The organism is Nocardia sp. NPDC127606 (genome assembly GCF_042671725.1).
Taxonomy (GTDB): domain Bacteria; phylum Actinomycetota; class Actinomycetes; order Mycobacteriales; family Mycobacteriaceae; genus Nocardia.
Genome location: NZ_JBHXWQ010000003.1, coordinates 83,034 through 106,356, shown reverse-complemented (window position 1 = coordinate 106,356; position 23,323 = coordinate 83,034). Strand labels below are relative to the sequence as shown.

Sequence of the window (23,323 nt, the reverse complement as noted above, 5' to 3'; positions counted from 1 at the left end):
TGCGCGTAATGGCACAGCTCGCCATGGTCATGAACCTGGACAAGTGCATCGGCTGCCACACCTGCTCGGTCACCTGCAAGCAGGCCTGGACCAACCGTGGCGGCACCGAGTACGTCTGGTTCAACAATGTGGAAACCCGGCCGGGGCAGGGGTATCCGCGCCAGTACGAGGACCAGGAGAAGTGGAAGGGTGGCTGGACGCTCAACAAGCGCGGCAAGCTGACCCTGAAGTCGGGCTCGCGGTTCAAGCGCCTGATGAACATCTTCGCCAACCCGGATCTGCCCACGGTCGCCGACTACTACGAGCCGTGGAGCTACGACTACGACAACCTGCTGTCGTCGCCGCCCATGGACACCACCCCGGTGGCGCGGCCCAAGTCGCTGATCACCGGGGAGGACACCAAGGTCACCTGGGGCGCGAACTGGGACGACGACCTGGGTTCGGGTCCCGAGCAGGTCGGCAAGGACCCTATCCTCGGCAAGCTCGAGACCAAGGTGAAACTGGAGTTCGAAGAGACCTTCATGTTCTACCTGCCGCGCATCTGCGAGCACTGCCTGAACCCTTCGTGCGCCGCGTCGTGCCCCTCCGGCGCGATCTACAAGCGCGAGGAAGACGGCATCGTGCTCGTCGACCAGGACAAGTGCCGTGGTTGGCGCCAGTGCATCACCGGCTGCCCGTACAAGAAGATCTACTTCAATCACAAGACGGGCAAGGCGGAGAAATGCACCTTCTGCTACCCGCGCGTGGAGGTAGGCATCCCGACCGTGTGCTCGGAAACCTGTGTCGGACGGCTGCGCTACATCGGCGTGATGCTCTACGACGCCGACGCGGTGCTCGAAGCGGCCCAGGTCACCGATCCGCAGGACCTCTACACCTCACAGCTCGGCGTGTTCCTCAACCCGCATGACGAGCGCGTGATCGCCGAGGCCGAGAAGGCGGGCATCTCGCCGGAATGGATTCAGGCCGCCCAGGATTCGCCGGTCTACAAGCTGATCGTCGACTACCAGCTGGCGCTGCCGCTGCACCCGGAATACCGCACCATGCCGATGGTTTGGTATGTGCCGCCGCTGTCGCCGGTCGTCGATGTGCTCGCCGAGACCGGTCATGACGGCGAGGACGTGCGCAACCTGTTCGGCGCCATCGACGCACTGCGCATCCCGCTCGAATACCTCGCCGAGCTGTTCACCGCCGGGGAGATCGGGCCGGTGCGGTCCTCGTTGCAGCGGCTGGCCGGGATGCGGGCGTTCATGCGTTCGGTCAACCTGGGCGAGGAGCCCGAGGCCCACATCGCGCCGTCGATCGGGCTGGAGCCCGAGGAGATCGAGGCCATGTACCGGCTGCTCGCCATCGCCAAGTACGAGCACCGGTACGTGATCCCGATGGGCGCGACGTCCAAGGCGCACGAACTGGATTCGCTGGCCACCGGGTGCAGTCTCGATACCGACGGCGGACCGGGTATGACCGCGTTCGATCAGGTCGTCGAGAAGTTCTCGCTCTCCGACGTCAACCAGGCTGCGCCGGAAGAGAAGTCGGGCCGGATCAACCTGCTCAACTGGGACGGGCGCAGCACCAGCGGACTCCTGCCGAGCGCGAACGGCAACGAGAAGACCGGCAACGGCGCCGGTAACGGCAACGGCAGCAATGGCGCTGCCGTCGCCGACTCCCCCGTGAGCGGTGTCGCGCCATGAGTCTGCTGTCGATTCGCAAACGGCCCCAACCGGTTACCGAGATGGCCGAGCACGACCGCCTGGTCGTGTGGCGGCTGGCCGCGTTCCTGCTCGACTACCCCGGCGAGCAGACACTGGCCATGCTCGACCAGTTGTCCGAAGCCGCGGCGCGATTGCCCGAGGAGGTGCGGGCGCACTTCGCCGAGATCTTCGCCTACCTGCGCGACACCCCGGCGATCGAGGTGGCACAGAGCTATGTCGAGACCTTCGACATGCGCCGCCGCGCCAGCCTGCACTTGACGTTCTATGCCTTCGGCGACACCCGCAAACGCGGCATGGCGTTGCTGCGGTTCAAGCACGCCTATCGCCAGGCGGGAGTGGAACTGGGCGACGAGGAACTGCCCGACCACCTGCCGGTGCTGCTGGAATTCGCCGCCACCATCGACCCGATCGGCGGCGAACGTCTGCTCGGCGAGCACGTGCCGGTGATGGAGTTGCTGCGACTGTCGCTGGGCGACAACAACTCTCCCTACAGCGGCGTCCTCGGCGCGGTCCTCACCACCTTGCCCCCGGTGACCACCGCCGACCGCAGGCGCATCGCCGAACTCGCCGCCCAGGGTCCGCCCGAGGAAGAGGTCGGCCTCGAGCCGTACGCCATGGACCCCGCCCTCTTCGAAGCAACAGAAGGCCGCCGATGAACGCAACCATCCCCCTGCCCGAAGGCCTGTGGCTGATCCTGCCCTACATCGCGGCGACGTCCTTTGTGCTGGGCCATGTCTGGCGCTACCGCTTCGACCAGTTCGGCTGGACCACCCGGTCCTCGCAGATCTATGAGTCCAAGCTGCTGCAACTGGGCAGCCCGCTGTTCCACTTCGGCATGCTCGGGGTGTTCGGCGGACATGTGATGGGTCTGCTGATTCCCGAGTCCTGGACCTCGGCGATCGGCATCTCCGAGCACGCGTACCACATCGTCGCGGTCGGCGCGGGGTCGATCGCGGGCCTGATGGTCGTGCTCGGCGTGGCCATCCTGTGCTATCGCCGCATCGCGATTCCCGCCGTGCGCAAGAACACCAGCCGCAACGACGTCATGATGTACACGCTGCTGACCCTGGCCCTGGTCACCGGACTGCTCAACACCTGGGGTTCCAACCTGCTGTGGGGCACCTACAACTACCGCACCACGGTGTCGCCGTGGTTCCGCAGCCTGTTCTCGATCAACCCCGAACCCGGCCTGATGGTCGGCGTTCCGTGGACCTTCCAGCTCCACGGCCTCGTCGTTCTCGTTCTGGTCGCGGCCTGGCCCTACACCCGGCTGGTCCACATGTTCAGCGCCCCCATCGGCTACCTCACCCGCCCCTATATCGTCTACCGCCGCAAGGAAGTGGACACCAAGGACAAGACCCGCTTCGCGAAGGCCTGGGACGCCCCGGTCACGCCCGACCGCTGGTAGTTCGCGGTGGGCGCCGCGATCGCCCGTTTCGCCGGCCCGCCCGCTTTCCACGCAGGCGGGCCGGCATCGTTTCGGCCCACTCAGCGGGAGATCCCCCATTGCCCGCAGGACTGTAACGTGTTTCACTTTTGCGCATGAGCGATGTCCTCGCACCCGCCACTCTCGGTCCGCTCACCCTGCGTAACCGGGTGATCAAGGCTGCCACGTTCGAGGGGCGGACACCGGACGCACTCGTCACCGACGACCTGGTGGAGTTCCACCGGGAGGTCGCCGAAGGCGGGGTGGGGATGACGACGGTCGCCTACTGCGCGGTCGCGCCGGGTGGGCGTACCGACCGGCACCAGATCTGGATGCGCGAGGAGGCGGTGCCCGGCCTGCGCGGGCTCACCGACGCGGTGCACGCCGAGGGCGCGGCGGTGAGCGCACAACTGGGGCACGCCGGACCGGTCGCGAACGCCAAGTCGAATCAGGCGCCCGCGCTGGCGCCGAGCCGGATGTTCAATCCGCTCGGGATGCGCTTCACCAAGGTGCCGGACGCGCTCGGGATCGCCGAGGTCGTCGCGGCGCACGCGCGGGCGGCGCGATTCGCGCGCGAGTCCGGGTTCGACGCCGTCGAGGTGCATCTCGGGCACAACTATCTGGCGAGCGCGTTCCTGAGTCCGATACTCAATCGGCGCAAGGACGATTACGGCGGGTCGCTGGTCAACCGGGCGCGCGTGGCCAGGGAACTGGTGAAAGCCGTGCGTGACGCCGTCGGCGACACGATGGCCGTGACGGCCAAGCTCACCATGGAAGACGGTGTGCGAGGCGGGTTCTCGATCGAGGAGTCGCTGCAGGTGGCGACCTGGTTGCAGGACGACGGCGCGATCGACGCCCTCGAACTCACCGCGGGCAGCTCCCTGCTCAATCCGATGGCGATCTTCCGCGGTGACGCGCCGCGCAAGAACTTCGCGAAGACGCTGCCGGTGCCGACGCGGTGGGGATTCCAGCTCGTCGGCAAGGGCTTTCTGCGCGAATATCCTTACCGCCCGGCCTATCTCGCCGACAAGGCGCGCCGGTTCCGCGAGGAGCTGACGCTGCCGATCATCCTGCTCGGCGGCATCACCGACCGCCCGACCGCACAGCAGGCCATCGACGAAGGCTTCGATTTCGTCGCCATGGGCCGGGCCCTGCTGCGTGAACCGGACCTGATCCGCCGCTGGCACACCGACGCGACGACCCGTTCCCTGTGCACGCACTGCAACGAATGTGTCCCGACCATCTACTCACGCACGGAATGCGTGCTCCGCACCTAGCCCACCTGGTCGGTCGATCGCCGACCAGGTGATCACGACGCGGGTTTACCGAGGGCTTTGCGCACCGCGTCGAACCAGGCCTGGGTGTCGACGAGACCCTTCTCATTGTCCTTGCGGCCGCCGACGAAGCCGAACAGGTCGGCGGCGTAGCGGCTCAGGACGGTGCTCTCGTTCTCCTCGAGTTCGGCGAGGACCTCGGCGTCGCCCAGCACATAGGCGACGACAGCCACCTGACCGGCGGGCCATTCGGTGCGGTGGCCGGCCCAGCCGTCACCGCGCACGGCGCGCGCCTTGGCGAGCAGGTCCTCGCGGAGGGCGTCGCGGTCGGCGTCGGTGGGATGACGCGGTTTACCCCAGGTGATCCGTTTCGCGTCCGACATATCGAGTCCTCTCGCTGATGTCCTGGTGTTCGGGCGGGGGGGGCCGCGGCGCCGGGGGGGGGGCCCGCGGCGCGGGCGGGGGGGGGGGGGCGAGGGGGGGGGGGGGGGGGGGCCCCCGGCCGCAGCCCCTCGTCCATCTGTTCGCCCACATCATCTTCCAGGCGGCCCTTTTGTGTGGGGGGGGGGGGCGCGGCCCCGCGCGGGGGCGGCCCCCCCCCCGTCCGGTCGTCAGCTGAGGGTGGCAGATCGGTGCGGGGCCGGTGCGCACCGGGCTCACCTACTCGGCGCGCAGGAAGGCTCCCACTCGTTCGGTGCCGAGCACGGGATCCGCTTCGCCCTCGCCGAAGACGTAGCGGCCGTTGACGAAGACCGCGGTGACCGTGTCGTCGTTGCGGTTGACCATGCGCGAGAGGTTGCCGAAGATGGCGAGGGGGCTCTCCGCGTAGGCGTCCAGGGTTTCGTCGAGATGGGCGGGATCGATGACGACCGCGTCGGCGCGATCACCCACGCGCAGGTGGCCGGTGTCCAGGCCGTACCAGTCGGCCAGTTCGCCGGTGAGGCGGTGCACCGCGTGCTCGACCGTCATGAACGGCTTGTCGCTGGTCGCGGCGTCGTTGACGCGGCGAAGCAGGCGCAGACCGAAGTTGTAGAAGGCCATATTGCGCAGGTGCGCGCCCGCGTCGGAGAAGCCGAGCTGGACCGACGGGTCGGCGGCCAGGACGTCGGCCACCTCGGGTCGGTGGTTGGAGATGGTGGTGCGCCAGCGCAGTTTGTCGCCGTGTTCGACGACGAGGTCGAGGAACGCGTCGACCGGATGCAGACCACCACGGTCGACACCGACTTCACCGAAGGTCTTGCCGATGACGGTCTCGTCGGGGCATTCGACGATGTCGGCGTCGAAGAAATCGCGGTGCCACGCGCGCGGACCGTACTTGTTGTCGTAGTCCTTGCGGAACGTGCGGCGGTACTGCTCGTCCTGCATGAGGTGACGCTGCTCGTCGATGTGGTCGGACAGGTGCAAAGCCGCCGCGCCGGAGCCGAACTCCTCGAACACCGGCAGCGAGATGCCGTCGGAGTACACCTCGAACGGCACCGGCAGATGCTGCCAGCGGAAGTTGCCGTCGAGCCCGTTGATGATCTTGCCGACGGCGGGGAACATCTTGGACGCGCCCGGCACCGCCTTCACATCGGCCGCCGACAGCAGGCTCACCTTGAGCGCGTTACGCCACAGACCGATGCTCGACACCGCCATCGACACCAGGCTCTTGGGGTTGGTGATGTCGGGTCCGCCCTGCAACGCGCGACCGCGCTTGCGCAGGATCGTGTTGAGCCGGTGGCGTTCCTTGCTCTTGGCGTAGGTGGACGGCAGCGTCCGCGAACGGCAGGTCTCGCCGTCGAGCTTGTCGAAAAGCAGCTGCTGCGAAGACATTCCGACGAAGCCGACGTCGAGCGCGTCGGCGAGCATGCGCTCGATCTCGGCCAGCTCCTCCTCGGACGGTTTCACGTCCTTGCGGGTGGAGCGGTCCAGCCCCATCACCGCGGCCCGGATATCGGAGTGGCCGATGAAGCCGGCCAGGTTGGGCCCGAGCGGCAACTGTTCGAGCGCGTCAACGTATTCGCCTGCGGTACTCCAGGTCTGGACGTCGTTCATCGCGCCGACCACGTACTGACGCGGGATGGCCTCGACCCTGCCGAACAGGTCGCCCGCGGTCTCGCCGTCTACGTGCACGGTCGAGAGCGAACACGAACCGAGCAGCACGGTGGTGACGCCGTGACGCACCGACTCCGACAGCGACGGGTCGAGCAGGACTTCGACGTCGTAGTGGGTGTGGATGTCGATGATGCCGGGGATCACCCATTTGCCGGTCGCGTCCACGACGCGGGAGCAGCCGGTCTCGTCGAGCGGGGTCGCCGAGATCTCGGCGATCCTGCCGTCGGTGATGCCGAGGTGACGAACCGCGGATGGGGCACCGGTGCCGTCGAACCAACGGGCACCCTTGATGATGCTGTCGAACATTGTGTGACCCCTCTTAGATCGCGAGCTCGCGCCTGGTGACTTTACCGGTCGCGTTGCGCGGCAGCACGTCCGAAGTGATCCGCCACCGGGCGGGCACCTTGAAATAGGCGAGGCGATCGGCGACGAAGGCGCGCAGTTCCTCCGGGTCCACCGCCCCTGGTTCGGCGACGACGATCGCCGCCACTTCCTGGCCGAGATCGGGGTGGGCGACGCCGAAGACCGCGCAGTCGCTGACGGCCGGATGTTCGACGAGCACGTTCTCGATCTCGGTGGGGTACACGTTCTCGCCGCCGCGCAGGATCAGGTCGGTGCGCCTGCCCGACACGGTGAGCCTGCCGTTGTCCATCGTGCCGAAATCACCGGAGCGCAACCAGCGCTGGTCGTCGACAGCGGCCGCGGTGGCCGCGTCGTCGTTCCAGTAGCCGAGCATCACGTAGGGACTGCGGATACAGATCTCGCCCTCTTCACCCTCGGCGACCGCGTTGCCCTCGGCGTCGCGGATCTCCACCGCCACCCCGATGATCGGCCTGCCGACCGAGGCGTCGTCCGCGGCCAGGTCCAGCGGGGTGGCGACCGTCGCCGCGGTGCCGCTCTCGGTGAGGCCGTAGCTGGTGGTCAGCGAGAACTGCAGGGCCGGGATCTTCTCGCGCAGGCTGGCGAGCAGCGCGGGCGAGGACGGCGCGGAGTTCAGCGAGAGCGCGCTCAGCGACGACAGATCGTGCTGGGCCACATCGTGTTCCAGCAGTCGCGACGCCATGGTCGGCACCGCCGCCCAGTTGGTGACCTTCTCGCGTTCGACCAGGCTCAGTACCCGGCCGACTTCGAAGGCGCCGTGCGGGAACACCGCGGCCGCACCCGTCAGCAGGCGCGGGATGACGAGGTTGTGCAGGCTGGCGATGTGGAACAGCGGCGCGGTGACCAGGTAGCGGCGATCGCTGGGGGCGTCGCCGGGCTCCTGCCCCATGAACGCGGCCATCATGGCGTCGGTGAAACGGTGATAGTCGCTGATCGCCACCATGTTTCGCTGCGAATGGACAACGCCCTTCGGCCTGCCGCTGGTCCCGCTGGTGTAGAGGATCACGGCCGGATCGTCCTCGGCGACCGGCGTGCTGGGGATCTCCCCGCCGCCGAACTCGGCGATCAGGGCGGGCAGATCCTCGTCCATGGTCAAGACGGGCAGTTCGGTGCCCGTTTCGGCGAGCAGCGCAGCCCTTTTCGCGTCGGCGATGACGACGGTCGGGGTGGTGTGGCCGAGCCCGTAGGCGATCTCCGGCGGCGCCCACCACGCGTTGTAGCCGACCGGGATCGCGCCGAGGCACTGCGCGGCCCAGAACGCGATCACCCAGTCCGGGCCGTTGGCGGCCAGGATGCCCACGCGATCACCCTTGCCGACGCCGTACCTGGCGGCCAGCGCGGTGGCCAGCGCACCCGCGGCCGCGGCGTGCTCGGTGAAGGAGATCCGGCGGTCCTCGGTGACGAGGTAGTCGCGCTCGCCCCACTTGCGCGAGTGCTCCAGTAGTTCGCGCAGGTTGGCACGGCGGTGGGCGAAGACCGGAATCGGCACGCCGAGAACGGGTTCGACGGCCATCTCGAACGGCGCGCCCGGCGCGGTCAGGCCCGCCGCCACCTTGGCCACGAATTCCTGTGGGTCTACAGCGTTGGTCATGTTCTTCTCCATCAAGGAATCAGGACGGCACGGCCGCGGATCGCGCCGGAGTCGAGTCGGTCGAAGGCGGTGCGGGCGTCGGCCAGGTCGAACCGCTCGACCTGGGCGCGGAGCTTGCCCGCGGCGGCCAGAGCCACGGAATCGATGAGGTCGGATCTGGTGCCGCCGTAGGACTTTCGCACCGTGGCACCCCATGGCAGTCCGGGTCCGCCGGCCGGTCCGGAATCGATGCCGGTGGCGCCGCCGCCGAGACCGACCAGCCGGACAGCGCCGTTGGGGGCGACGGATTCGACGGCGACCTTGACGGTGGGGTCGGCGCCGACGAAGTCGAACACCGCCTCCGCACCGCGTCCGCCGGTGAGCTCCAAGATCGTTGCCGCGGTGTTCTCGTCGGCCTTGAGCACGATGTCGGCGCCGCATTCGGTGGCCAGGGCGAGCTTGTCGGCGTCCACGTCGACCGCGATCACGGTGGTTTGGGTGAGGGCCTTCAACAGCTGGATCGCGACGTGGCCGAGTCCGCCGATGCCGATGGCGACCGCGGTGGCGCCGGGCCACAGCTGGTCCATGGCGCCGCGAATGGCGTGCATCGGCGTCAGGGCCGCGTCAGCGAGAGGCGCGGCGTGGGCGAAGTCGAGTTCGTCGGCGATCGGTACGAACGAGCGCACCGGGATGCGGACGTACTCGGCCATACCACCGTCGGGGCCGAGGCCGGGGCACGGCGGCATCGCGGTGCGACCGGCGGCCAGGCAAACATTCTCGTTGCCGCGCAGGCACTCCCGGCACTCTCCGCACGACCAGCACAGGTACACGATCCCGCGTTCGCCGACGCGGCGACCTTCCACCGCCGAGCCGACCGCCTCGATGGTGCCCGCGATCTCGTGACCCAACGTCAAGGGCTTCTCGCTCATCGGGAACGGCAGGCTCAGCACGAACGAATCCGAATGGCAGATCCCGGCCGCGCCGACCCGCAGCAGCAGATCGTCGGGGCCGAGCTCGGGTACGGGCACCGTACGCAATTCGAGGGTGCCCGGCGCCGTCAACTGCATCGCACGCATGGTCATCGGGCGTCTCCTACCGCGTCGAACGTGGCCTTCAGATAGCTGTCGCACCGATCGGAGCCGATCAGTCCGGTCGCCATGCGATTCATGGTGTAGGCGAAGGTGATTCGGCGATCCAGGTCGTTGACGACCATCGAGCCGCCGTAACCGGCCCACCAGCAGACCCGCCCGTCGGGGATGTGCGGGAACGTCTCCGGTCGTGGCAGCCCGTAGCCGATGCCGAAACGCAGCGGAGCCAGCAGCGCCAGGTCGATGCCGTCGGCCTGCTCGCGGAAGATCAGCTCGATCGTCGCGGGCGAGAGGAACTGCCTGCCGCTCAGCTCGCCGCCGTTGGCGATCAGCGACTGAATGCGGGCCACCGAGCGCGCGTTGCCGTGCCCGTTGGTGCCGCCGATCTCGGCCTCTCGCCACGCCGGCGTCGCGGTTTCGGAGACCTCCAGCCAGGGACTGGTGAGCGTCTTGATCAGCACACTGTCCTGATCGAGGGTCGACAGGTCGAAGTCCGGCATCTCCGGCGGCACCAGGGTGGCGATCCGGTCGGCGTGCTCGGGACCGGTGCCGATGTGGAAATCGGCACCCAAGGGCCCGGCCAGTTCGCCGGCGAAGAACGTGCCCAGTGAACGACCGGTGATGCGGCGCACGAGTTCACCGACGAGATGGCCGTAGTTGATGGCGTGATAGCCCGAGGCGGTCCCCGGCTCCCACCAGGGCGCCTGTGTCGCCAGCCGGGCGGCGGCGGCATCGGTGTCGTAGATGTCGGACAGCGCGATCGGCTTGTCCCAGCCCGAGACGCCCGAGGTGTGCGAGAGCAGGTGCCGAACTTCGATGTCCGCCTTGCCGTTCGCCGCGAATTCGGGCCAGTAGTGGGCAACCCGCTGATCGACGTCGAGTTCACCACGGTCGACCAGCAGCAGGGCACACAGCGCCGTCATCGTCTTGGTGACCGAGAAGACGTTCACCAGGGTGTCGGCCGCCCACGCGGTGGTCTGCTCCGGGTCGGCGTAACCACCCCACAGGTCGAGTACCGGGTCACCGTCGACGGTGACGCACAGGGCGGCGCCCAGTTCGGCGCCGGAGGCGAGGTGTTCGTCGAAGGCCGCACGCACACCGGCGAATTCGTCACGGCAGAAGCCCGAAGAAGTGCTCATCGCGCCACCTCGGCAGCCACCCGAGCGGGCACCGGCAACGTATTGCCAGCGGCGGCGGCACGTTTCGCGCCGCGCTCCAGCTCCTTGGTCATCGAGCGCACGTACGGCTCGAATTCGGTCTGGATGGTGTGGCGGGGCGAATCGTAATAGCGTCCGGCGCGTTTGGCCTCCTGCGCGCCGAGCACCTCGTCGATCCGCTCGCGCGGGGGCAGGTGATAGCGACCGGTCAGGTAGGCGGCCACCAGCTTGCTCTGCTGCTCGGCGAAGTTCACCAGCGTCGGCATCGGCTGGGCCAGGCCGAGATAGAACAGGTTGTCCACGCCGGGCTTCATCATCATCTGGAACAGCGGGAAGCGATTGGCCGCGTCGGGCACCAACTCGGCGTCGGCGAAGAACGGAAAACTGATGTGGTAGCCGGTGGCGCACACGATCACATCGACCTGCTCGCTGGTGCCGTCGGCGAAATGCACGGTGTCGCCGTCCAATCGGGTGATCGCGGGCTTGCACTCCACGTCACCGCAGCCGGCCCGGTGCAGGAATTCCTCACTCGCCGAGGGATGCGCCTCGAACGGCTCGTGATCGGGCGTCGGCAGTCCGTAGGTCGACATCTCGCCGCGGTTCTTGCGCACGAAGCGCTGTTTGAGCTTGAGTGCGATCTTGTCGGGAATCCACGCGGGCATCGACGCACGGTCGCCCACTTGCCCGTTGACGTACTTGGGCAGCACCCACACGCCGCGACGGGCGGAGACGAACAGCTTCGAGGCGATGAACCGCTGGGACAGTTCCGAGGCGATATCGAGCCCGGAGTTGCCCATGCCGACCACGACGATCCGCTTGCCGCGCATGTCGATCGGGTCGAACGGGTCGTTGTAGGCGTGGCTGTGCATGAGCACGCCGTCGAATTCGCCGGGATAGTCCGGGAATCGGGGATTCCAGTGGTGGCCGTTGCACACGATCAGCGCGTCGTAGACCTCGGTGTCGCCCGCCGCCGTCGTGACCCGCCACAGGCCCGCGTCGTCGCGCTCGGCCGAGGTGACCAGGCTGTTGAACCGAATACTGTCGCGCAGGCCGAAGTGGTCGACGTAGTCCTTGAAGTACTGCAGCAGCTGCGAGTGGTGCGGGAAGTGCGGCCAATCCGCCGGGGCCGGGAAGTCCTCGAACTGCAGGCGGTACTTCGAGGTATCGATGTGCAGGCTCTGATAGCAGGCCGACATGCCGTTGGGATTCTTGAAGTACCAGTTGCCGCCGACCTCGTCGGACGCCTCATAGCAGTCGAACGGAATTCCGCTCTCGGCAAGCCGCTTGGCGGCGGTGATACCCGAAGGTCCGGCGCCGATGACGCATACCTTGGGTAATTCGCGTGTATCCATGCACAACTCCTCCAGCGGCCTCGGTCACGATGACCATGCCGGGTGACGTGGACCACAGGATAGCGTCTCGCTAGACATCATGTCCAGTGAATGAGCTGATCGTCTAGGATCAACACATGACGACCGAACCCGCCCGCCGTGGATCGCTACGCGAGGAACAGAAGCGCCTGACCAAGGCCCGGATCGTCGAGACCGCCCGCACCCTGTTCGAGACGCAGGGCTACTCCGATGTCCGCGTCGACGACATCGCCGCCGCTGTCGGCTGCAGCCGGGCGACCTTCTACCTGCACTTCACGAGCAAGGGCGAGGTGCTGCGCGCCATCGCCCAGGAAGGCACCCTCGCCAGCGTCCGGGATTTCTACGCCGACCTGGACCGGGTACTCACCATCGGCTCCCGAGAGTCGTTCGCGGACTGGATGACTCGCGCGATCGACTGGTTCTTCACGAACAAGGACATGCTCCCGGCCTGGGACGAGGCCACCGCGCTCGAACCGGAATTCCGCGCGGTGGCGCGTGAGGGCATCATGACCCTGGCCGACACCATGCCCGCCTATCTCGCCCGCTGGCCCGAGCACCGCCGCGACGAGGCCCGGCTGCGGATCGAACTGCTCGTCGCCCAACTCGAGCGGTTCTTCACCCGCTGGGCGATGCAGGGCACCATCGACGTCTCGGCCGCCCAGGCCGCGGCCGTGCTCACCGATGTCTGGTTTCCGGCCCTCCAGGCGCCGGACTGAGATCAGAGCAGACCGAGCACGCGAGCCTGGGCGATCGCTTCGGCGCGCGCGTTCACGGCGAGCTTCTGGTAGATGCCGCGCAGGTGCGTTTTGACGGTGTTCACCGAGACGCCGAGGTCGGTGGCGATATTGCCCGCGGTCATCCCCGAGGGAAGCTGGCGCAGCACCACCAGTTCGGTGTCGGTGAGTTGCGGTGCGCCCGCGGTGGCGCCGCGGTGGGCACGGATACGGTCGACGAGCGCCGCGTACTGACCGAAGCGCGCGCCGATCCGGGCGAGCAGTTCGGCCGCCTCCGGCACGTCGAGGAACGGGCGCGTCAGCTGTTCGGTCGCCGCCTGCGCGAGAGCCTGCTCGCAGGCGTCGTCGACCTTGCGGGGACGATCGAGGCGGTCGGCGGCGACCGCGACCAGCAGCCATGCCGCGACCAGCGAACGCGACGAACAGCGCGGGGTCGCGAGCAGCGGTTCCAGCACCGCCAGCACGACGGCGGGGCGATGGGCGTAGAGCGCCAGTCCCGCTTCGGCGACAGCCATCTCGGGGGTCCGGCCGAGCACGCGCGTGGCGTGGTCGATCAACTGCTGCGCGTCGGCCCTGGCCTGCACGCGCAGCAGCAGCCACAACACGTCGGTGACCAGTTCGCCGGTGCCGTGCAGCGTCGGCGATTCGTCGAGCAGGCGGTGGAGTTGCTTGGCGAGTGCGACCGCGGCGGCCGACCGATCCGCGGCGTCGGCGAACATCAGCACGCCGGTCATGATCGCCACCTGACGCACCGGCGCGGGCACCACGGTCTCGTCGGCCGCGACCCAGGGTAGGCCCGGCAACGGCCGCTCGAAATCCACGCCCTGCTGATAGGCGCCATAGGCCGCGAGCACTCTGGCCGGCACGGCATCGGCCGAGCCGGCCAGTTCGTAGCGTTCGGCGCAGTCGATCGCCTGGGCCGCCAGCGCGCGCAACTCACCGATCCGGCCCGCCATCCCGGCCGCCCCGGCCGTCGCGCTTCTGGCACGGACCGCGACGCGACCCAGCCCGGCCTGCTCGGAGTGCACGATCGCGTGACGCACAGACGCCGCGCCACTGTCGATTTCGCCCCCGCAGATCTCGGCGATGCCGCAGTGCAGCGCGGCATAGCAGTCGAGGTCGGCCTGGCCGGTCACCGGCGGCAGTGGCCAGCTCATCGAGGACGAATCACCCACCAGGACAGCCACTCCCGCGCTCACGGCGCGGTCGAGAGCGGCCACCCACTCGGGGGGCACCACCGGCGCGGCCGATTCGGGGCCCACATGGGCGGCTTCGAGATAGACCTCGGCGGCGGCGATATCGCCCGACTCGACCGCGACGGCCGCGCGCAGCAGACGAACGAAAGTGTCGTGTTCGGAGAGGTTTTCGAGGGCAGCGAGCAGGGTGTGGCCCGTGCCGTCCAGGACCATGCGCAACCCCCAGTCGCGCAGGAAGGGCACCAGCCCCGGGGCGCCGGGCTCGGCCAGGACGTGCCCGAGCGCGGGCCCCGGCATCGCGGCCGCGGTGAACCACGCCGCCACCCGGCGATGACAGTCGGGCAGGCGCTCCGGCCTGGTGTACGCGGCCTCGGCGAGCAGGTAGGCGCGCAGGAGCGGATGGTAGGTGTGCCAGAGCTCGCCCGCGTGGGCGACGGTGTGCAGCGGGAAGTTCGCGCGCAGCAGTTCGTCGAGGATGCGGGCGGCGTCGTCACCGACCAGATCCTCGGCCATGGGCAGGCAGAATTGCTCGGGAACCGCTGTGGCGAGCAGGAATTCGAGCGTGGGCGCGGGCAGCGCGGCGAGCAGTTCGGCGACCAGGAAGTCGGCGACGGCGTGCGAGGGGCGGGCCAGCGCGGCGAGGGCGGTGCCGCGGTCGGTTCCGTTGGCCGACAGGCAGATCGCCGCGATGCGGACCAGCGCGGCCCAGCCACGGGTCAGGTTCTGGACCACGGCGAGTTCGGCGTCGTCGAGCCGGCACCCGTGCTGGGCGAGCAGTTGCGCGACCCGATCCGGGGACAACGCGAGTTCGGGCACCCCGATCCGGGTGAGCCTGCCCGCCAGATCGAGGGCGTGCCAACGCAGCGGCGGATCGAATCGGCTCGCGATCACCGCGGTGACCTGGCCGGGCAGGTGCGTGAGCAGGTATTCGAGGCCGGCGAGTTGCAGTGGGTCGGTGAGCAGGTGGGCGTTGTCGATCACCAGCACGGTCGGCTCGACGTCGGCCAGCGCGGCGACGAGGTCCACGGCGCGGTCCATCGGTGTGTGCAGCATCCCGGTCGGGACGAAATCCGGGGTCGGTTCGAGTGTTCGGGCGATGTCGGCGAGCAGATCGAATCCGCGCTGTTCGGCGACGGTCGACCACGCGACGCGCGCCGAGCACCGGCGGCGCACCCAGTCGACCAGCACGACGGTCTTCCCGCTGCCCGCGGGCCCGCACAGCAGCACCGTCTGCCCGGTGGCGGCCTGCGCCCGATCCAGGCGGGCGAATGCCTCGTTGCACCGAACCGGGGCGAAGGACAGCTCGGGAAGACCGGCGGACCGCCCCGCCACAGCTATCACCGAGCCGCCACCGTGAAAGTCCAGAGAACCCGACGACGAAGCCATCTTCACCCTCCTGAACACGCTGTTCACCGCGCGGCGGCCGACCTCCGCCGAGATCGACGGTAGGCGAATCAGCGGCTGTACGGTTGCTGGCGAGGAGAAGTGAGGGCGCTCGTTATCAGATCGACGTCGACTCGTCGGCGAATGCTCAGTCGGGCAACTGGGACATACTCAGCAACGTGAGGCCGAGGGTGTCGATGCGGGCCATCACGCCGCGCATGGCCGTGCTGTCGGCGACCAGACCGAACAGGGTGGTGGTTCCGGTGGGCGAATGCGAGCTGGGGCGCAGCTCGGGAAAGGCCGCGAGGACACGCTCGGACAGCTCGCCCTCGATGACGAACTGATAGCGCAGCGGGCCGGACGTCGACATGATTCGAGTGTCGTGGCCGGTCGCCGAGGGCGCCTCATCCGCTCCGGGTGAATTCGCTCGCCACCTGCGGCGTCACCGGCCGTAGAATTTTTAAACATCGTTATTTCAGTTTCCGGGACGCGGTGCCGAACCGGTGGCTAATGTCGCGCTCATCATCAGCGCGAACAGGAGAACATCATGAAGATCTACCAGGCGCGGCGTGCCGGTTTCGGACTCACGGCATTCACCGCGGTGGCCGCGGCCGCCGTGCTGGCAGCACCCCAGGCATCCGCGCTCGTGCAGGGGATCGCGGTGAGCGGCAGCACGCACTACGTGGATACCACCTACACCGTGACCGCCGATGTCACGGCCACCTCGTTCCTGTTCAAGGTGACCTTCACCGACAACGGCACCCAGATCGGCGAGCCGGTCTCGGTGGCCGACGGCAAGGCCACCATCAGCTGGACGCCGAAGACCACCGGCGCGCACGAGATCAAGGCGGTGCAGGAGCTCATCAGCTCGAAGACCGTCACGATCACCGTCGCCCCGAAGCCGACCAACCCCGGCGGTGGCACGAGTACCGGTTCCGCTGATCTGGGTGGGCTGCTGTCGGGCTCGGCCGGCTAGCCCCACCCGCACGACGGCCGCCGCGAACCTCTCCCCGCGGCGGCCGTTCGCGCGTTCAGGCTTGGTCGTAAGCCTGTTGCAGGGCGGCGATGTCGAGCTTGGACATCGAACGCAGCGCCGTGCCGACGGCGATGACGCGATCGGTCTCGCCACCCATCAGCTTGGGCAGCACCGCCGGGACCACCTGCCAGGACACCCCGAAGCGGTCGGTGAGCCACCCGCACGGGCCGGGCGCACCGCCGCCACTTGTCAACGCCTCCCAGAGCCGATCGATCTCGTCCTGGGTATCCACGATCACCTGCAGCGAGGCGGCATCGCTGTGCGGGTGGCCGGGCCCGCCGTTCATCAGCGTGACGGCCTGGCCGTCGAGGTCGAGGGTGACGATGAAGGCCGAACCGTCGCCCTGGCGGGTGACCTCGACGACGCGCGAATTCGGGACGGTCGCCGCGTAGAGTTCGGCCGCCGCTTCGGCGTCGGCGTCGAACCAGAGGAAAGTGGTGACGGACATGATGCGCTCCTTGGGTGAGTGGCTTGCTTCACCCACTGGTCGGAGCCGAACATCGCCCTTCGACACATCCGCCGAACTTTTATTTCCGCGGCAAGGTCTCCGCGAACCCCACCCCGCGCTGGACCCATTCGCGCAGTGCGGCGTCGTCGTCGACCGTCTCGGGAGCCACTCGCAGCCAGCCGTGTAGCTCACGCCCGCCCATCACCATCGGCGTGATCGTCGAGCCGTCGAGCAGGGCGTCGCCTTCGGCCGGGGCGACCCGCACCAGCAGCCCACCCTTGCCGCTGGCGGCCACGGCCATGTTGCCGCCGATCAGGAAGGCGAGACCGCCGAACATCTTCCGCTCGTCGAGGTCGGGCCGTGGGTAGACGATCTCCCGGATCCGCTCGGCGAGTTCCTCGTCGTATGCCATCGACTCAGTGTGCGCCGAGGCACCGACAGGAAGGCTCAGATGCCGAGGGCGGCGGCGAACATCGGCCAGGAATCGTGGACGTCGTCCTGCCAGTACGGCCAGGCATGGGTGCCCGCGGCGCGGAAGCGGACGTCCGCGGGGATGCCGAGTTGGGCCAAACGTCCCGCGAGCGGGCTCGAGCAGCTGCCGACCACGGCTTCCATGGTGCCGCCGACCATCAGCCGGTCGAGCAGGACCCCGACGTTGCCCGCGATGCTCGGATCGTTGAAGGCCTCGTGCGGGCCGGGGGCGCCGTTGCCCGAGGACAGGTAGATGGCGGTGCCGCGCAGGCGGTCGGCGTGCAGGGTCGGGTCGTTCGCCGCCCACGCCGGGTCACCGGGGGCGCCCCACATGTTGGTCGCGTCGGCGCCGAACGTGGCCAGCTGGGACCGGACCAGCGTCTCCGCGAGCGGATTACTGGTCTGCGTGCACCCGCTGAAGGCGCCGACCGCGCGATACAGGCCGGGTGCCGCGATCGCCAGGTTCAAGGCCGACGTGGCCGACATCGACAGGCCCGCGACGCCGTTGGCGCCGGTCATACCGAAGCGATCGTTGAGCAGCGGGGGAAGTTCGTTCGTCAGGAAGGTGGACCACTTGTTGCGGCCCAGCGCGCCGTCGTCGCGCTGCCAGTCGGTGTACATGCTGGCGCGGCCGCCGATCGGGACGATCACATTCACCGGCTTGTCGGCGAAGAAGTCGACCACATCGGTGCGCCGCATCCACGGCCCGCCGCCCTCGCCGCCGTCGACCGCGTTCAGCAGATACAGCGCGGGCGCACCGGACCCGGGATGCGACATCCAGAGGGTGATCGGGCGGTTCATCGCCGCGGAATACACGACCACCTCGAATTGCCGGCCGCCGAGCGGGCGGACATCGAGGATCCCCGATTCCGCCGACGCCGCGGGCGAGACGACGATTCCACAGCCGAGCAGGACGAGCAGACAGCACACAAGCCGACGCATGCGACGTAGTGTGCCGCATGACCCCGCTAATGTCCGGCATTGGCCGGTTCGTGTCCCTATTGTGCGTGTTCATCCGGAAAATGCGCGCGTAGCTCGGTGACCGAGGCGGGTCCCGCGTCGGGGATGTGCATCCGGTCCGCAATCGTGGCGCGGAGCTTGCGCGGGAGTCCGGGCGCGTGCCGGGCGAGGTAGGCCGAGAGCCATTCCGGTTTGCCGACGAGGAACGGGAAATCGGTGTTCATCATCGGGCGGATCACCAGCATCGGCAGTGGAGCGTGCAGCGGGCGGTAGTCGCGATTCCACAGGCCCGCGACCGGGCAGCCGGGATAGAACTGGCCCAGCATGGCGCCCGCCCGGACGATGTCGCTCTTTCGCGCCGCGTGGGCGGCGTCGATGCGGGTGGTGTCGTCGAGGTCGGGGAAGACGGTGAGAACGGCCGGGGTGTGGTCGAGGGTGCGGTAGAGGTCGAAGGCGTCGTCGATGGCCGCGGCGATCGAGCCGGTGTCAGCCGTTTCGGCGATCCACAGGGTGTGTTGTGCGGCAGCGGGTTTGACGAACGGGCAGACGGGGCCGGGCCGTCCCTGGGCGGGGTCCGGTCGCATCAGAGTCTCGGCGAACCACTCCAGCAACGGCGCCGTTCGAGGATGGTCGGCGGACCAGCGGACGGGGTCGTCGTAGACGCACCACCAGGTGGCGGCGGTGCGTCGGCCGGTCGTCGAGCGCAGGGTGGTCACGGTGTGGCCGTCACGGTTTCGACCGCACGCAGATGGCGGTCGAGGATCGGGCCGATATGGGCGACGACGTCGGCGTTGGTGAGTTGGGCGTGGGTGGTGTCGACGGGGTGTTCGAGGAGACGGCCGGTGACGAAAGGACGCCAGATCTGGGCGTCGAGGAAGGCGGTCATGCCCTGGGTGGCACAGAAGTAGAGGAGGTCGCCGTCGAAGCGGTCGGGGCGGAAACCGTGGGAGAGGCGGACACCGTCGGCGTAGGCCTCGTGCAGTCGGGTCAGTTGGCCCGCGCTGAGTCCGGACCCGAGAGTTGCTCCGGCTCCGGCCAATTCGGCTGCGGCTTGCTCCGCCGAGAGGTCGGGGAGGGTGTCGGCGTCGTCGGGTTCGTCACCGAGCAGGTGGGTGAGCAGGTCGCGCATGCGGGGGCGCGGAGGCGGGTCGGCGTGATCGGGGATGACGACACTGTCGAGCATGGCGAGGGTGGCGACGTCGCGACCTTCGGCGCGCAGCCGGACGGCGGTGGCGTGGGCGAGTTGGCCGCCGAGGGACCAGCCGAGGAGGTGGAGGGGGCCATCGGGTTGCAGGCGGGTGATCTCGGCGGCGTAGGTCCTCGCGAGGAAGTCGACGGTCAGGGCGTCCGGTCGCGATGGTTTCGCGGTCACGTGCTCACCTGATGCGGCCCGGCCCGGGCCTGCGACCGACAAGGTCGGTGCCTGCAATCCGTACACAGGACGGTCCGTGATGTGGCGGGCCAGGCCGGTGTAGCACCAGGCGAGCGGGACGGCGGAGTGGACACAGAACAGAGGGGGGTGGGTGCCGCCGGTGCGCAAGGGCAGCACGGTAGCGAGGGCGTCGGCACCCGGGTCGGCGTCGGTGCGGTAGGTCTCGATGCGGTGGGCGAGGGCGGCGACCGTCGGTGCGGTGTAGAGCCAGCGGACCGTGATCGGGGTGTCCGTCGACTGGGCCAGTTGCGCCGAAACACTCACGCCGGTAAGGGAATTGCCGCCGATCGCGAAGAAGTCGTCGTCGGCGCCGACCGTGTCGAGATCGCAGGCGGTGGCGAAGGTGGTGGCGATCAGGTGCTGGAGCGGGGTTTGTGGCGATCGGTAAGGAGTGGCCGGCTGCGTGGGAAGTGCCGCGCGGTCGAGTTTGCCGTTGGCTGTCAGTGGGAGGCGGTCGAGGGTGACCAACGCGGCGGGGACCAGAGCCGCGGGTAGGACAGTGCGTAGACGGGCGAGGGCCGCGGCGGCATCGAATGTGATGCCCGAGGCGAACAGATGCTCCGACCCGCGGGCCAGGGCCGAGGCGGTGTCCGATGCGGGGGGATCGTCCGAGCCGCAGGGCAGGGGCGAGGCACTGTCGGACGTGGTGTTCGGCGCGCAGGATTGCCGCGGATCGGGGTGGCCGGAGGTCCGGTTCGGGACGACGTAGCCGATGAGACGGGCGGCGGGGGTGCCCGCGTCGGCGATGTCGACTGCGGCGTGGGCGATGGTGGGGTCGGTGAGCAGGGCTGTTTCGACTTCGGCCGGTTCGATGCGGCGGCCGCGGACGGCCAGCTGGGAATCGATGCGGCCGAGGAACTCGTAGCCGCCGTCGGCGCGCGGGCCGACGAGATCGCCGGTGCGGTAGACACGTTCGCCGCCACCTCGGGGATCTGCCACGAAACGGGCCGCGGTGCTCGCGGGATCGCCGAGATAGCCCTGCGCTACGCACGGTCCACCGAGGTACAGCTCGGCCCGCGCACCGGCGGGAACGGCTCGCAGATATGGATCAAGGAGCAGCGCCGTCACTGCCGGCAGTGGTGTGCCGATAGTCACGGGCTCCCCCGCTCTCAGGGGCGCCGATTGCGTTGCCATCACCGTGGCCTCGGTCGGGCCGTAGCCGTTGTGCAAGCGGACTCGGGATGCCCAGGTGGCGACCAGTTCCGGCGGGCAGGCCTCGCCGCCGACGACCACCACCGCCAGACTCGGTACGTCATCGGGGCGCAGTGTCGCCAGCACGGCGGGCGTGGTGAGCAGATGCGTGACGCGATGCTCGGTGATCAGCCCGGTCAGCTCCGGGCCCGCGACCACCGTGGGCGGTTCGATCACCAGACGTGCGCCCGCGGCGAACGCGGCGAGGAGTTCGAGGAGATGTGCGTCGAACGCGGGCGAATGCGCGTGCAGCACTACCGAATCCGGAGTGGTGCGGTAGCGGTCGAGCAGGTGGCCGGTCAAGGGAGCGAGGCCACGATGTGTGACCGCGACGCCCTTGGGCGCCCCGGTTGTCCCCGAAGTATGGATCAGGTAGGCGGGGTGCGCGGAGGTCAGCCGACCGCGACGATCCGCGTCGGTGACGGGGTTCGATCGCTGATCGGCCACGCGGGCCAGAGTTTCCGCGTCATCGAGCATCAGCCAGGTGACCCCGGCGGCATCGCCGGATCGCCCGGGGCGAGCAGCCCGTGTCGTCAACCCCAGCACCGCACCGGATCCGGCGATGATCCGGGCGATCCGCTCACCCGGATCACCCACATCGATCGGTGTCAGGCAGGCACCGGCCGCCGCGATGGCGCGCACGGCTAGCACCGACTCGAGCGACCTCGGAATCGCGGTCAGTACCGGACTTCCCGGCGTCGCCCCGTGCGCGATGAGCACCCTGGCCCACCGCGCCGCCGACTCGCCGAGCTCCCGATAGGTCAACGACCGGCCACCGTCCACCACCGCGACGGCGGCTGCCTCGTCGAATCGGCCGAACAGTTCGGGCAACGTCGAAGTCGTTGCCGCACAGACGGCTACCCGCGAGAAGATCGGGACCGATTCCGCGACGGACCGGAGCAGCGGTCGTCGTGCGACGTCACCCGCATCATTGCTGTTACCTGGTTCCTCGGCGGGGGATCGCGAAGGGCGCGGGGTGGTGAACTCGGTACTCAGGTCACGGATCGGCCTGGCTGGTTCGGCGGCCAGGAAGGTAGCGAACCAGTCGAGGAACAGGCGGTGGTACCAGGCCAGGGTGGCGGCGTCGTAGCGGGCCGGGTTGGCTTGGAAGTCGATAGTCGCGCTGGCGTTGTCGGGACCGAGTTGATAGCCGTTGACGAGGAGGTCTTCGACGGGGCCCAGGCTCAGCAGGTGGGCCCGGCCGGTAGCCGCACCGAGGGTCAGCGGAGCGGTGAAGCCGAGGAGGTTGATCACCGGACCGAATCCGCCTCGGGCCAAGTGGGTTTCGCCACGGTCGCATTGGATGTCCTCGTAGCGGTAGCACTGGTGACGCAGGGCGCCGATCACCCGCAGTCGCACCTGATCGATCAGCTCTTCGACTGTCGCCGTGCCGAGGTGGCGCAGACGCAGGGGCACGACATTGGAGACCGACCCGGCCGAGCGTCGCAGGGCAGCGGTGGGCCGAGCGGCCACGGGCAGCGAGAGGACGATCTGGTCGGAGCCCGACATTCTGGCGAGGAACGCGGCGAAGGCAGCGGCGGTCAGCTCCGGAAAGCTTGCCGCGTACCGCCCTCGCGCGGCGGCCAGCAGAGTCGCGCTGCGCTCGTCGAGGCAGGCCGACACCCGATGCGGACAGGCCGACGCGGGCGCGGCGATACCGGCCATCCCGATCGGATCAGGCAGCCCCGCAGTCTCTTTCGCCCAGAACTCCCGATCCGCCACCGCGCGAGCGGAATGACGATAGACCCGATCGGCGTCGACCAAGCCCTCGATCGACAACACCGCACCCTGGTCGAGATCTCTTTCCCGCGAATAGTTTTCGGCGGCCAGCCGCAGCAGCGCCGCCGCACCGACACCGTCGAGCACCAGATGATGACTGCGCAGGTAGAGAAAGCACCGCTCGGGTCCCACCCGGTACAACGTCGCGACAGTGATCGCGTCCCCACACAGGTCCCACCGGGCCCGGCGATCCGCCTCCATCCGCGACAGCGCTTCGGCCACCGCCGCACCATGATCCGCACCGCCACCCGGCGCCGCCTCGCCGACACCGGTGAGATCGACCTCGGTGAGTTCGCCGAAGACTGCCGGGTCGAGGTACTGGTGGGGCGTGCCATCGACGAGCCGTACCCGCACATGCGGTGACTGCAGACGCACTGCCGCCGAGCGGATCGCGGTGCGCAGGCGCGCGATGTCCAGTGGCCCACGCAGATCCAGATACAGGGCGATCGTGGCGGGCACACCGGGTGCGAGCTGATGAGCTACCCACCAGCGTAATTGACCGGGAGACAAAGGAATCGGCACAGCCTCGGCCGCCATCACGGCATCTACCGCGCCGATACCATCCTCGCCTTGCCGCACCGGGCCTCCCGGGATTCGGAGCAACCGTTGACTGGTTCCCCGGCA

At 68.8% G+C, this 23,323-nt stretch carries 19 protein-coding genes; 6 read left to right on the top strand and 13 right to left on the bottom strand.

All coding sequences use genetic code 11. The features are described from left to right. The first annotated feature begins 8 nt into the window (after nucleotides 1–8). The 4 genes from narH (at nucleotide 9) to ACFVJ5_RS16140 (ending at nucleotide 4,412) form a co-directional block, all read left to right on the top strand. Nucleotides 9–1,688: a nitrate reductase subunit beta gene (gene narH, locus ACFVJ5_RS16155; RefSeq protein WP_378867715.1), complete on the top strand. Its 1,680-nt coding sequence runs from the start codon at nucleotides 9–11 to the stop codon at nucleotides 1,686–1,688. Then, the gene (narJ, locus tag ACFVJ5_RS16150) at nucleotides 1,685–2,365 is read left to right on the top strand and encodes a nitrate reductase molybdenum cofactor assembly chaperone (protein WP_379220836.1); all 681 of its coding nucleotides are present in this window, start codon (nucleotides 1,685–1,687) and stop codon (nucleotides 2,363–2,365) included. The genes narH and narJ overlap by 4 nt, the downstream gene beginning before the upstream one ends. After that, nucleotides 2,362–3,117, top strand: a complete 756-nt coding sequence (gene narI / locus ACFVJ5_RS16145) for a respiratory nitrate reductase subunit gamma (protein WP_379220835.1) — start codon at nucleotides 2,362–2,364, stop codon at nucleotides 3,115–3,117. Before narJ ends, narI begins: the two co-directional genes overlap by 4 nt. Before the next feature lie 134 nt (nucleotides 3,118–3,251). Then, nucleotides 3,252–4,412 carry an NADH:flavin oxidoreductase gene (locus ACFVJ5_RS16140; protein WP_379220833.1) on the top strand — a complete coding sequence of 387 codons (1,161 nt, stop codon included), beginning with the start codon at nucleotides 3,252–3,254 and terminating at the stop codon, nucleotides 4,410–4,412. A 32-nt stretch (nucleotides 4,413–4,444) separates the two neighbouring features. On the opposite strand, the gene ACFVJ5_RS16135 is transcribed toward ACFVJ5_RS16140, so the two are convergent. The 6 genes from ACFVJ5_RS16135 to ACFVJ5_RS16110 form a co-directional block, all read right to left on the bottom strand. Continuing rightward, nucleotides 4,445–4,792: a hypothetical protein gene (locus ACFVJ5_RS16135; protein WP_379220831.1), complete on the bottom strand. Its 348-nt coding sequence runs from the start codon at nucleotides 4,790–4,792 to the stop codon at nucleotides 4,445–4,447. 277 nt (nucleotides 4,793–5,069) lie between these two features. Continuing rightward, nucleotides 5,070–6,809, bottom strand: a complete 1,740-nt coding sequence (locus ACFVJ5_RS16130; protein ID WP_379220829.1) for an amidohydrolase family protein — start codon at nucleotides 6,807–6,809, stop codon at nucleotides 5,070–5,072. 13 nt (nucleotides 6,810–6,822) lie between these two features. Next, nucleotides 6,823–8,475: a class I adenylate-forming enzyme family protein gene (locus tag ACFVJ5_RS16125; protein WP_379220827.1), complete on the bottom strand. Its 1,653-nt coding sequence runs from the start codon at nucleotides 8,473–8,475 to the stop codon at nucleotides 6,823–6,825. Between the two features lie 11 nt (nucleotides 8,476–8,486). Beyond that, nucleotides 8,487–9,530, bottom strand: coding sequence for an NAD(P)-dependent alcohol dehydrogenase (locus ACFVJ5_RS16120; RefSeq protein WP_379221871.1), 1,044 nt, complete (start codon nucleotides 9,528–9,530; stop codon nucleotides 8,487–8,489). Between the two features lie 2 nt (nucleotides 9,531–9,532). After that, nucleotides 9,533–10,681, bottom strand: a complete 1,149-nt coding sequence (locus ACFVJ5_RS16115) for a serine hydrolase domain-containing protein (RefSeq protein WP_379220825.1) — start codon at nucleotides 10,679–10,681, stop codon at nucleotides 9,533–9,535. Continuing rightward, nucleotides 10,678–12,051, bottom strand: coding sequence for a flavin-containing monooxygenase (locus tag ACFVJ5_RS16110; protein WP_379220823.1), 1,374 nt, complete (start codon nucleotides 12,049–12,051; stop codon nucleotides 10,678–10,680). Before ACFVJ5_RS16110 ends, ACFVJ5_RS16115 begins: the two co-directional genes overlap by 4 nt. Nucleotides 12,052–12,167: 116 nt before the next feature. On the opposite strand from ACFVJ5_RS16110, the gene ACFVJ5_RS16105 reads away from it, so the two are divergent. After that, nucleotides 12,168–12,785: a TetR/AcrR family transcriptional regulator gene (locus ACFVJ5_RS16105; protein WP_378632776.1), complete on the top strand. Its 618-nt coding sequence runs from the start codon at nucleotides 12,168–12,170 to the stop codon at nucleotides 12,783–12,785. A 2-nt stretch (nucleotides 12,786–12,787) separates the two neighbouring features. Here ACFVJ5_RS16105 and ACFVJ5_RS16100 read toward each other — a convergent pair whose 3' ends face one another. Then, nucleotides 12,788–15,385 (bottom strand): LuxR C-terminal-related transcriptional regulator, encoded by a 2,598-nt coding sequence (locus tag ACFVJ5_RS16100; protein ID WP_379220821.1) that lies wholly within the window; start codon nucleotides 15,383–15,385, stop codon nucleotides 12,788–12,790. A 145-nt stretch (nucleotides 15,386–15,530) separates the two neighbouring features. Beyond that, the gene (locus ACFVJ5_RS16095) at nucleotides 15,531–15,752 is read right to left on the bottom strand and encodes a hypothetical protein (protein ID WP_378632772.1); all 222 of its coding nucleotides are present in this window, start codon (nucleotides 15,750–15,752) and stop codon (nucleotides 15,531–15,533) included. 177 nt (nucleotides 15,753–15,929) lie between these two features. Between ACFVJ5_RS16095 and ACFVJ5_RS16090 the strand changes: the two genes are divergently transcribed. Further along, nucleotides 15,930–16,358 (top strand): hypothetical protein, encoded by a 429-nt coding sequence (locus tag ACFVJ5_RS16090; protein WP_379220819.1) that lies wholly within the window; start codon nucleotides 15,930–15,932, stop codon nucleotides 16,356–16,358. Nucleotides 16,359–16,413: 55 nt separating this feature from the next. On the opposite strand, the gene ACFVJ5_RS16085 is transcribed toward ACFVJ5_RS16090, so the two are convergent. From ACFVJ5_RS16085 to ACFVJ5_RS16065, 5 genes are all read right to left on the bottom strand, one after another. Beyond that, complete coding sequence (locus ACFVJ5_RS16085; protein WP_379220817.1) at nucleotides 16,414–16,866, bottom strand: VOC family protein; 453 nt, start codon at nucleotides 16,864–16,866, stop codon at nucleotides 16,414–16,416. A gap of 79 nt (nucleotides 16,867–16,945) precedes the next feature. Next, on the bottom strand, nucleotides 16,946–17,278 hold the full coding sequence (locus tag ACFVJ5_RS16080; protein ID WP_379220816.1) for a TfoX/Sxy family protein: 333 nt from the start codon (nucleotides 17,276–17,278) through the stop codon (nucleotides 16,946–16,948). Nucleotides 17,279–17,313: 35 nt separating this feature from the next. Next, a complete protein-coding gene (locus ACFVJ5_RS16075; protein WP_379220814.1) occupies nucleotides 17,314–18,279 on the bottom strand; it encodes an alpha/beta hydrolase in 966 nt (321 codons plus the stop codon). Nucleotides 18,280–18,335: 56 nt separating this feature from the next. Further along, nucleotides 18,336–19,013 (bottom strand): DUF6875 domain-containing protein, encoded by a 678-nt coding sequence (locus tag ACFVJ5_RS16070; RefSeq protein ID WP_379220812.1) that lies wholly within the window; start codon nucleotides 19,011–19,013, stop codon nucleotides 18,336–18,338. Further along, nucleotides 19,010–23,221: an amino acid adenylation domain-containing protein gene (locus tag ACFVJ5_RS16065; RefSeq protein WP_379220810.1), complete on the bottom strand. Its 4,212-nt coding sequence runs from the start codon at nucleotides 23,219–23,221 to the stop codon at nucleotides 19,010–19,012. The genes ACFVJ5_RS16070 and ACFVJ5_RS16065 overlap by 4 nt, the downstream gene beginning before the upstream one ends. Between the last annotated feature and the right edge of the window lie 102 nt (nucleotides 23,222–23,323).

Excerpts from the sequence above, each read along its gene's own strand:
- ACFVJ5_RS16135 (WP_379220831.1), bottom strand. The coding sequence starts at position 4,792 with ATGTCGGACGCGAAACGGATCACCTGGGGTAAACCGCGTCATCCCACC.
- ACFVJ5_RS16100 (WP_379220821.1), bottom strand. The coding sequence starts at position 15,385 with ATGGCTTCGTCGTCGGGTTCTCTGGACTTTCACGGTGGCGGCTCGGTG.
- ACFVJ5_RS16120 (WP_379221871.1), bottom strand. The coding sequence starts at position 9,530 with ATGCGTGCGATGCAGTTGACGGCGCCGGGCACCCTCGAATTGCGTACG.
- ACFVJ5_RS16090 (WP_379220819.1), top strand. The coding sequence starts at position 15,930 with ATGAAGATCTACCAGGCGCGGCGTGCCGGTTTCGGACTCACGGCATTC.
- ACFVJ5_RS16110 (WP_379220823.1), bottom strand. The coding sequence starts at position 12,051 with ATGGATACACGCGAATTACCCAAGGTATGCGTCATCGGCGCCGGACCT.
- ACFVJ5_RS16075 (WP_379220814.1), bottom strand. The coding sequence starts at position 18,279 with ATGCGTCGGCTTGTGTGCTGTCTGCTCGTCCTGCTCGGCTGTGGAATC.
- narH (WP_378867715.1), top strand. The coding sequence starts at position 9 with ATGGCACAGCTCGCCATGGTCATGAACCTGGACAAGTGCATCGGCTGC.
- narI (WP_379220835.1), top strand. The coding sequence starts at position 2,362 with ATGAACGCAACCATCCCCCTGCCCGAAGGCCTGTGGCTGATCCTGCCC.
- ACFVJ5_RS16130 (WP_379220829.1), bottom strand. The coding sequence starts at position 6,809 with ATGTTCGACAGCATCATCAAGGGTGCCCGTTGGTTCGACGGCACCGGT.
- ACFVJ5_RS16115 (WP_379220825.1), bottom strand. The coding sequence starts at position 10,681 with ATGAGCACTTCTTCGGGCTTCTGCCGTGACGAATTCGCCGGTGTGCGT.
- ACFVJ5_RS16080 (WP_379220816.1), bottom strand. The coding sequence starts at position 17,278 with ATGGCATACGACGAGGAACTCGCCGAGCGGATCCGGGAGATCGTCTAC.
- ACFVJ5_RS16140 (WP_379220833.1), top strand. The coding sequence starts at position 3,252 with ATGAGCGATGTCCTCGCACCCGCCACTCTCGGTCCGCTCACCCTGCGT.
- ACFVJ5_RS16125 (WP_379220827.1), bottom strand. The coding sequence starts at position 8,475 with ATGACCAACGCTGTAGACCCACAGGAATTCGTGGCCAAGGTGGCGGCG.
- ACFVJ5_RS16095 (WP_378632772.1), bottom strand. The coding sequence starts at position 15,752 with ATGTCGACGTCCGGCCCGCTGCGCTATCAGTTCGTCATCGAGGGCGAG.
- ACFVJ5_RS16105 (WP_378632776.1), top strand. The coding sequence starts at position 12,168 with ATGACGACCGAACCCGCCCGCCGTGGATCGCTACGCGAGGAACAGAAG.
- narJ (WP_379220836.1), top strand. The coding sequence starts at position 1,685 with ATGAGTCTGCTGTCGATTCGCAAACGGCCCCAACCGGTTACCGAGATG.
- ACFVJ5_RS16085 (WP_379220817.1), bottom strand. The coding sequence starts at position 16,866 with ATGTCCGTCACCACTTTCCTCTGGTTCGACGCCGACGCCGAAGCGGCG.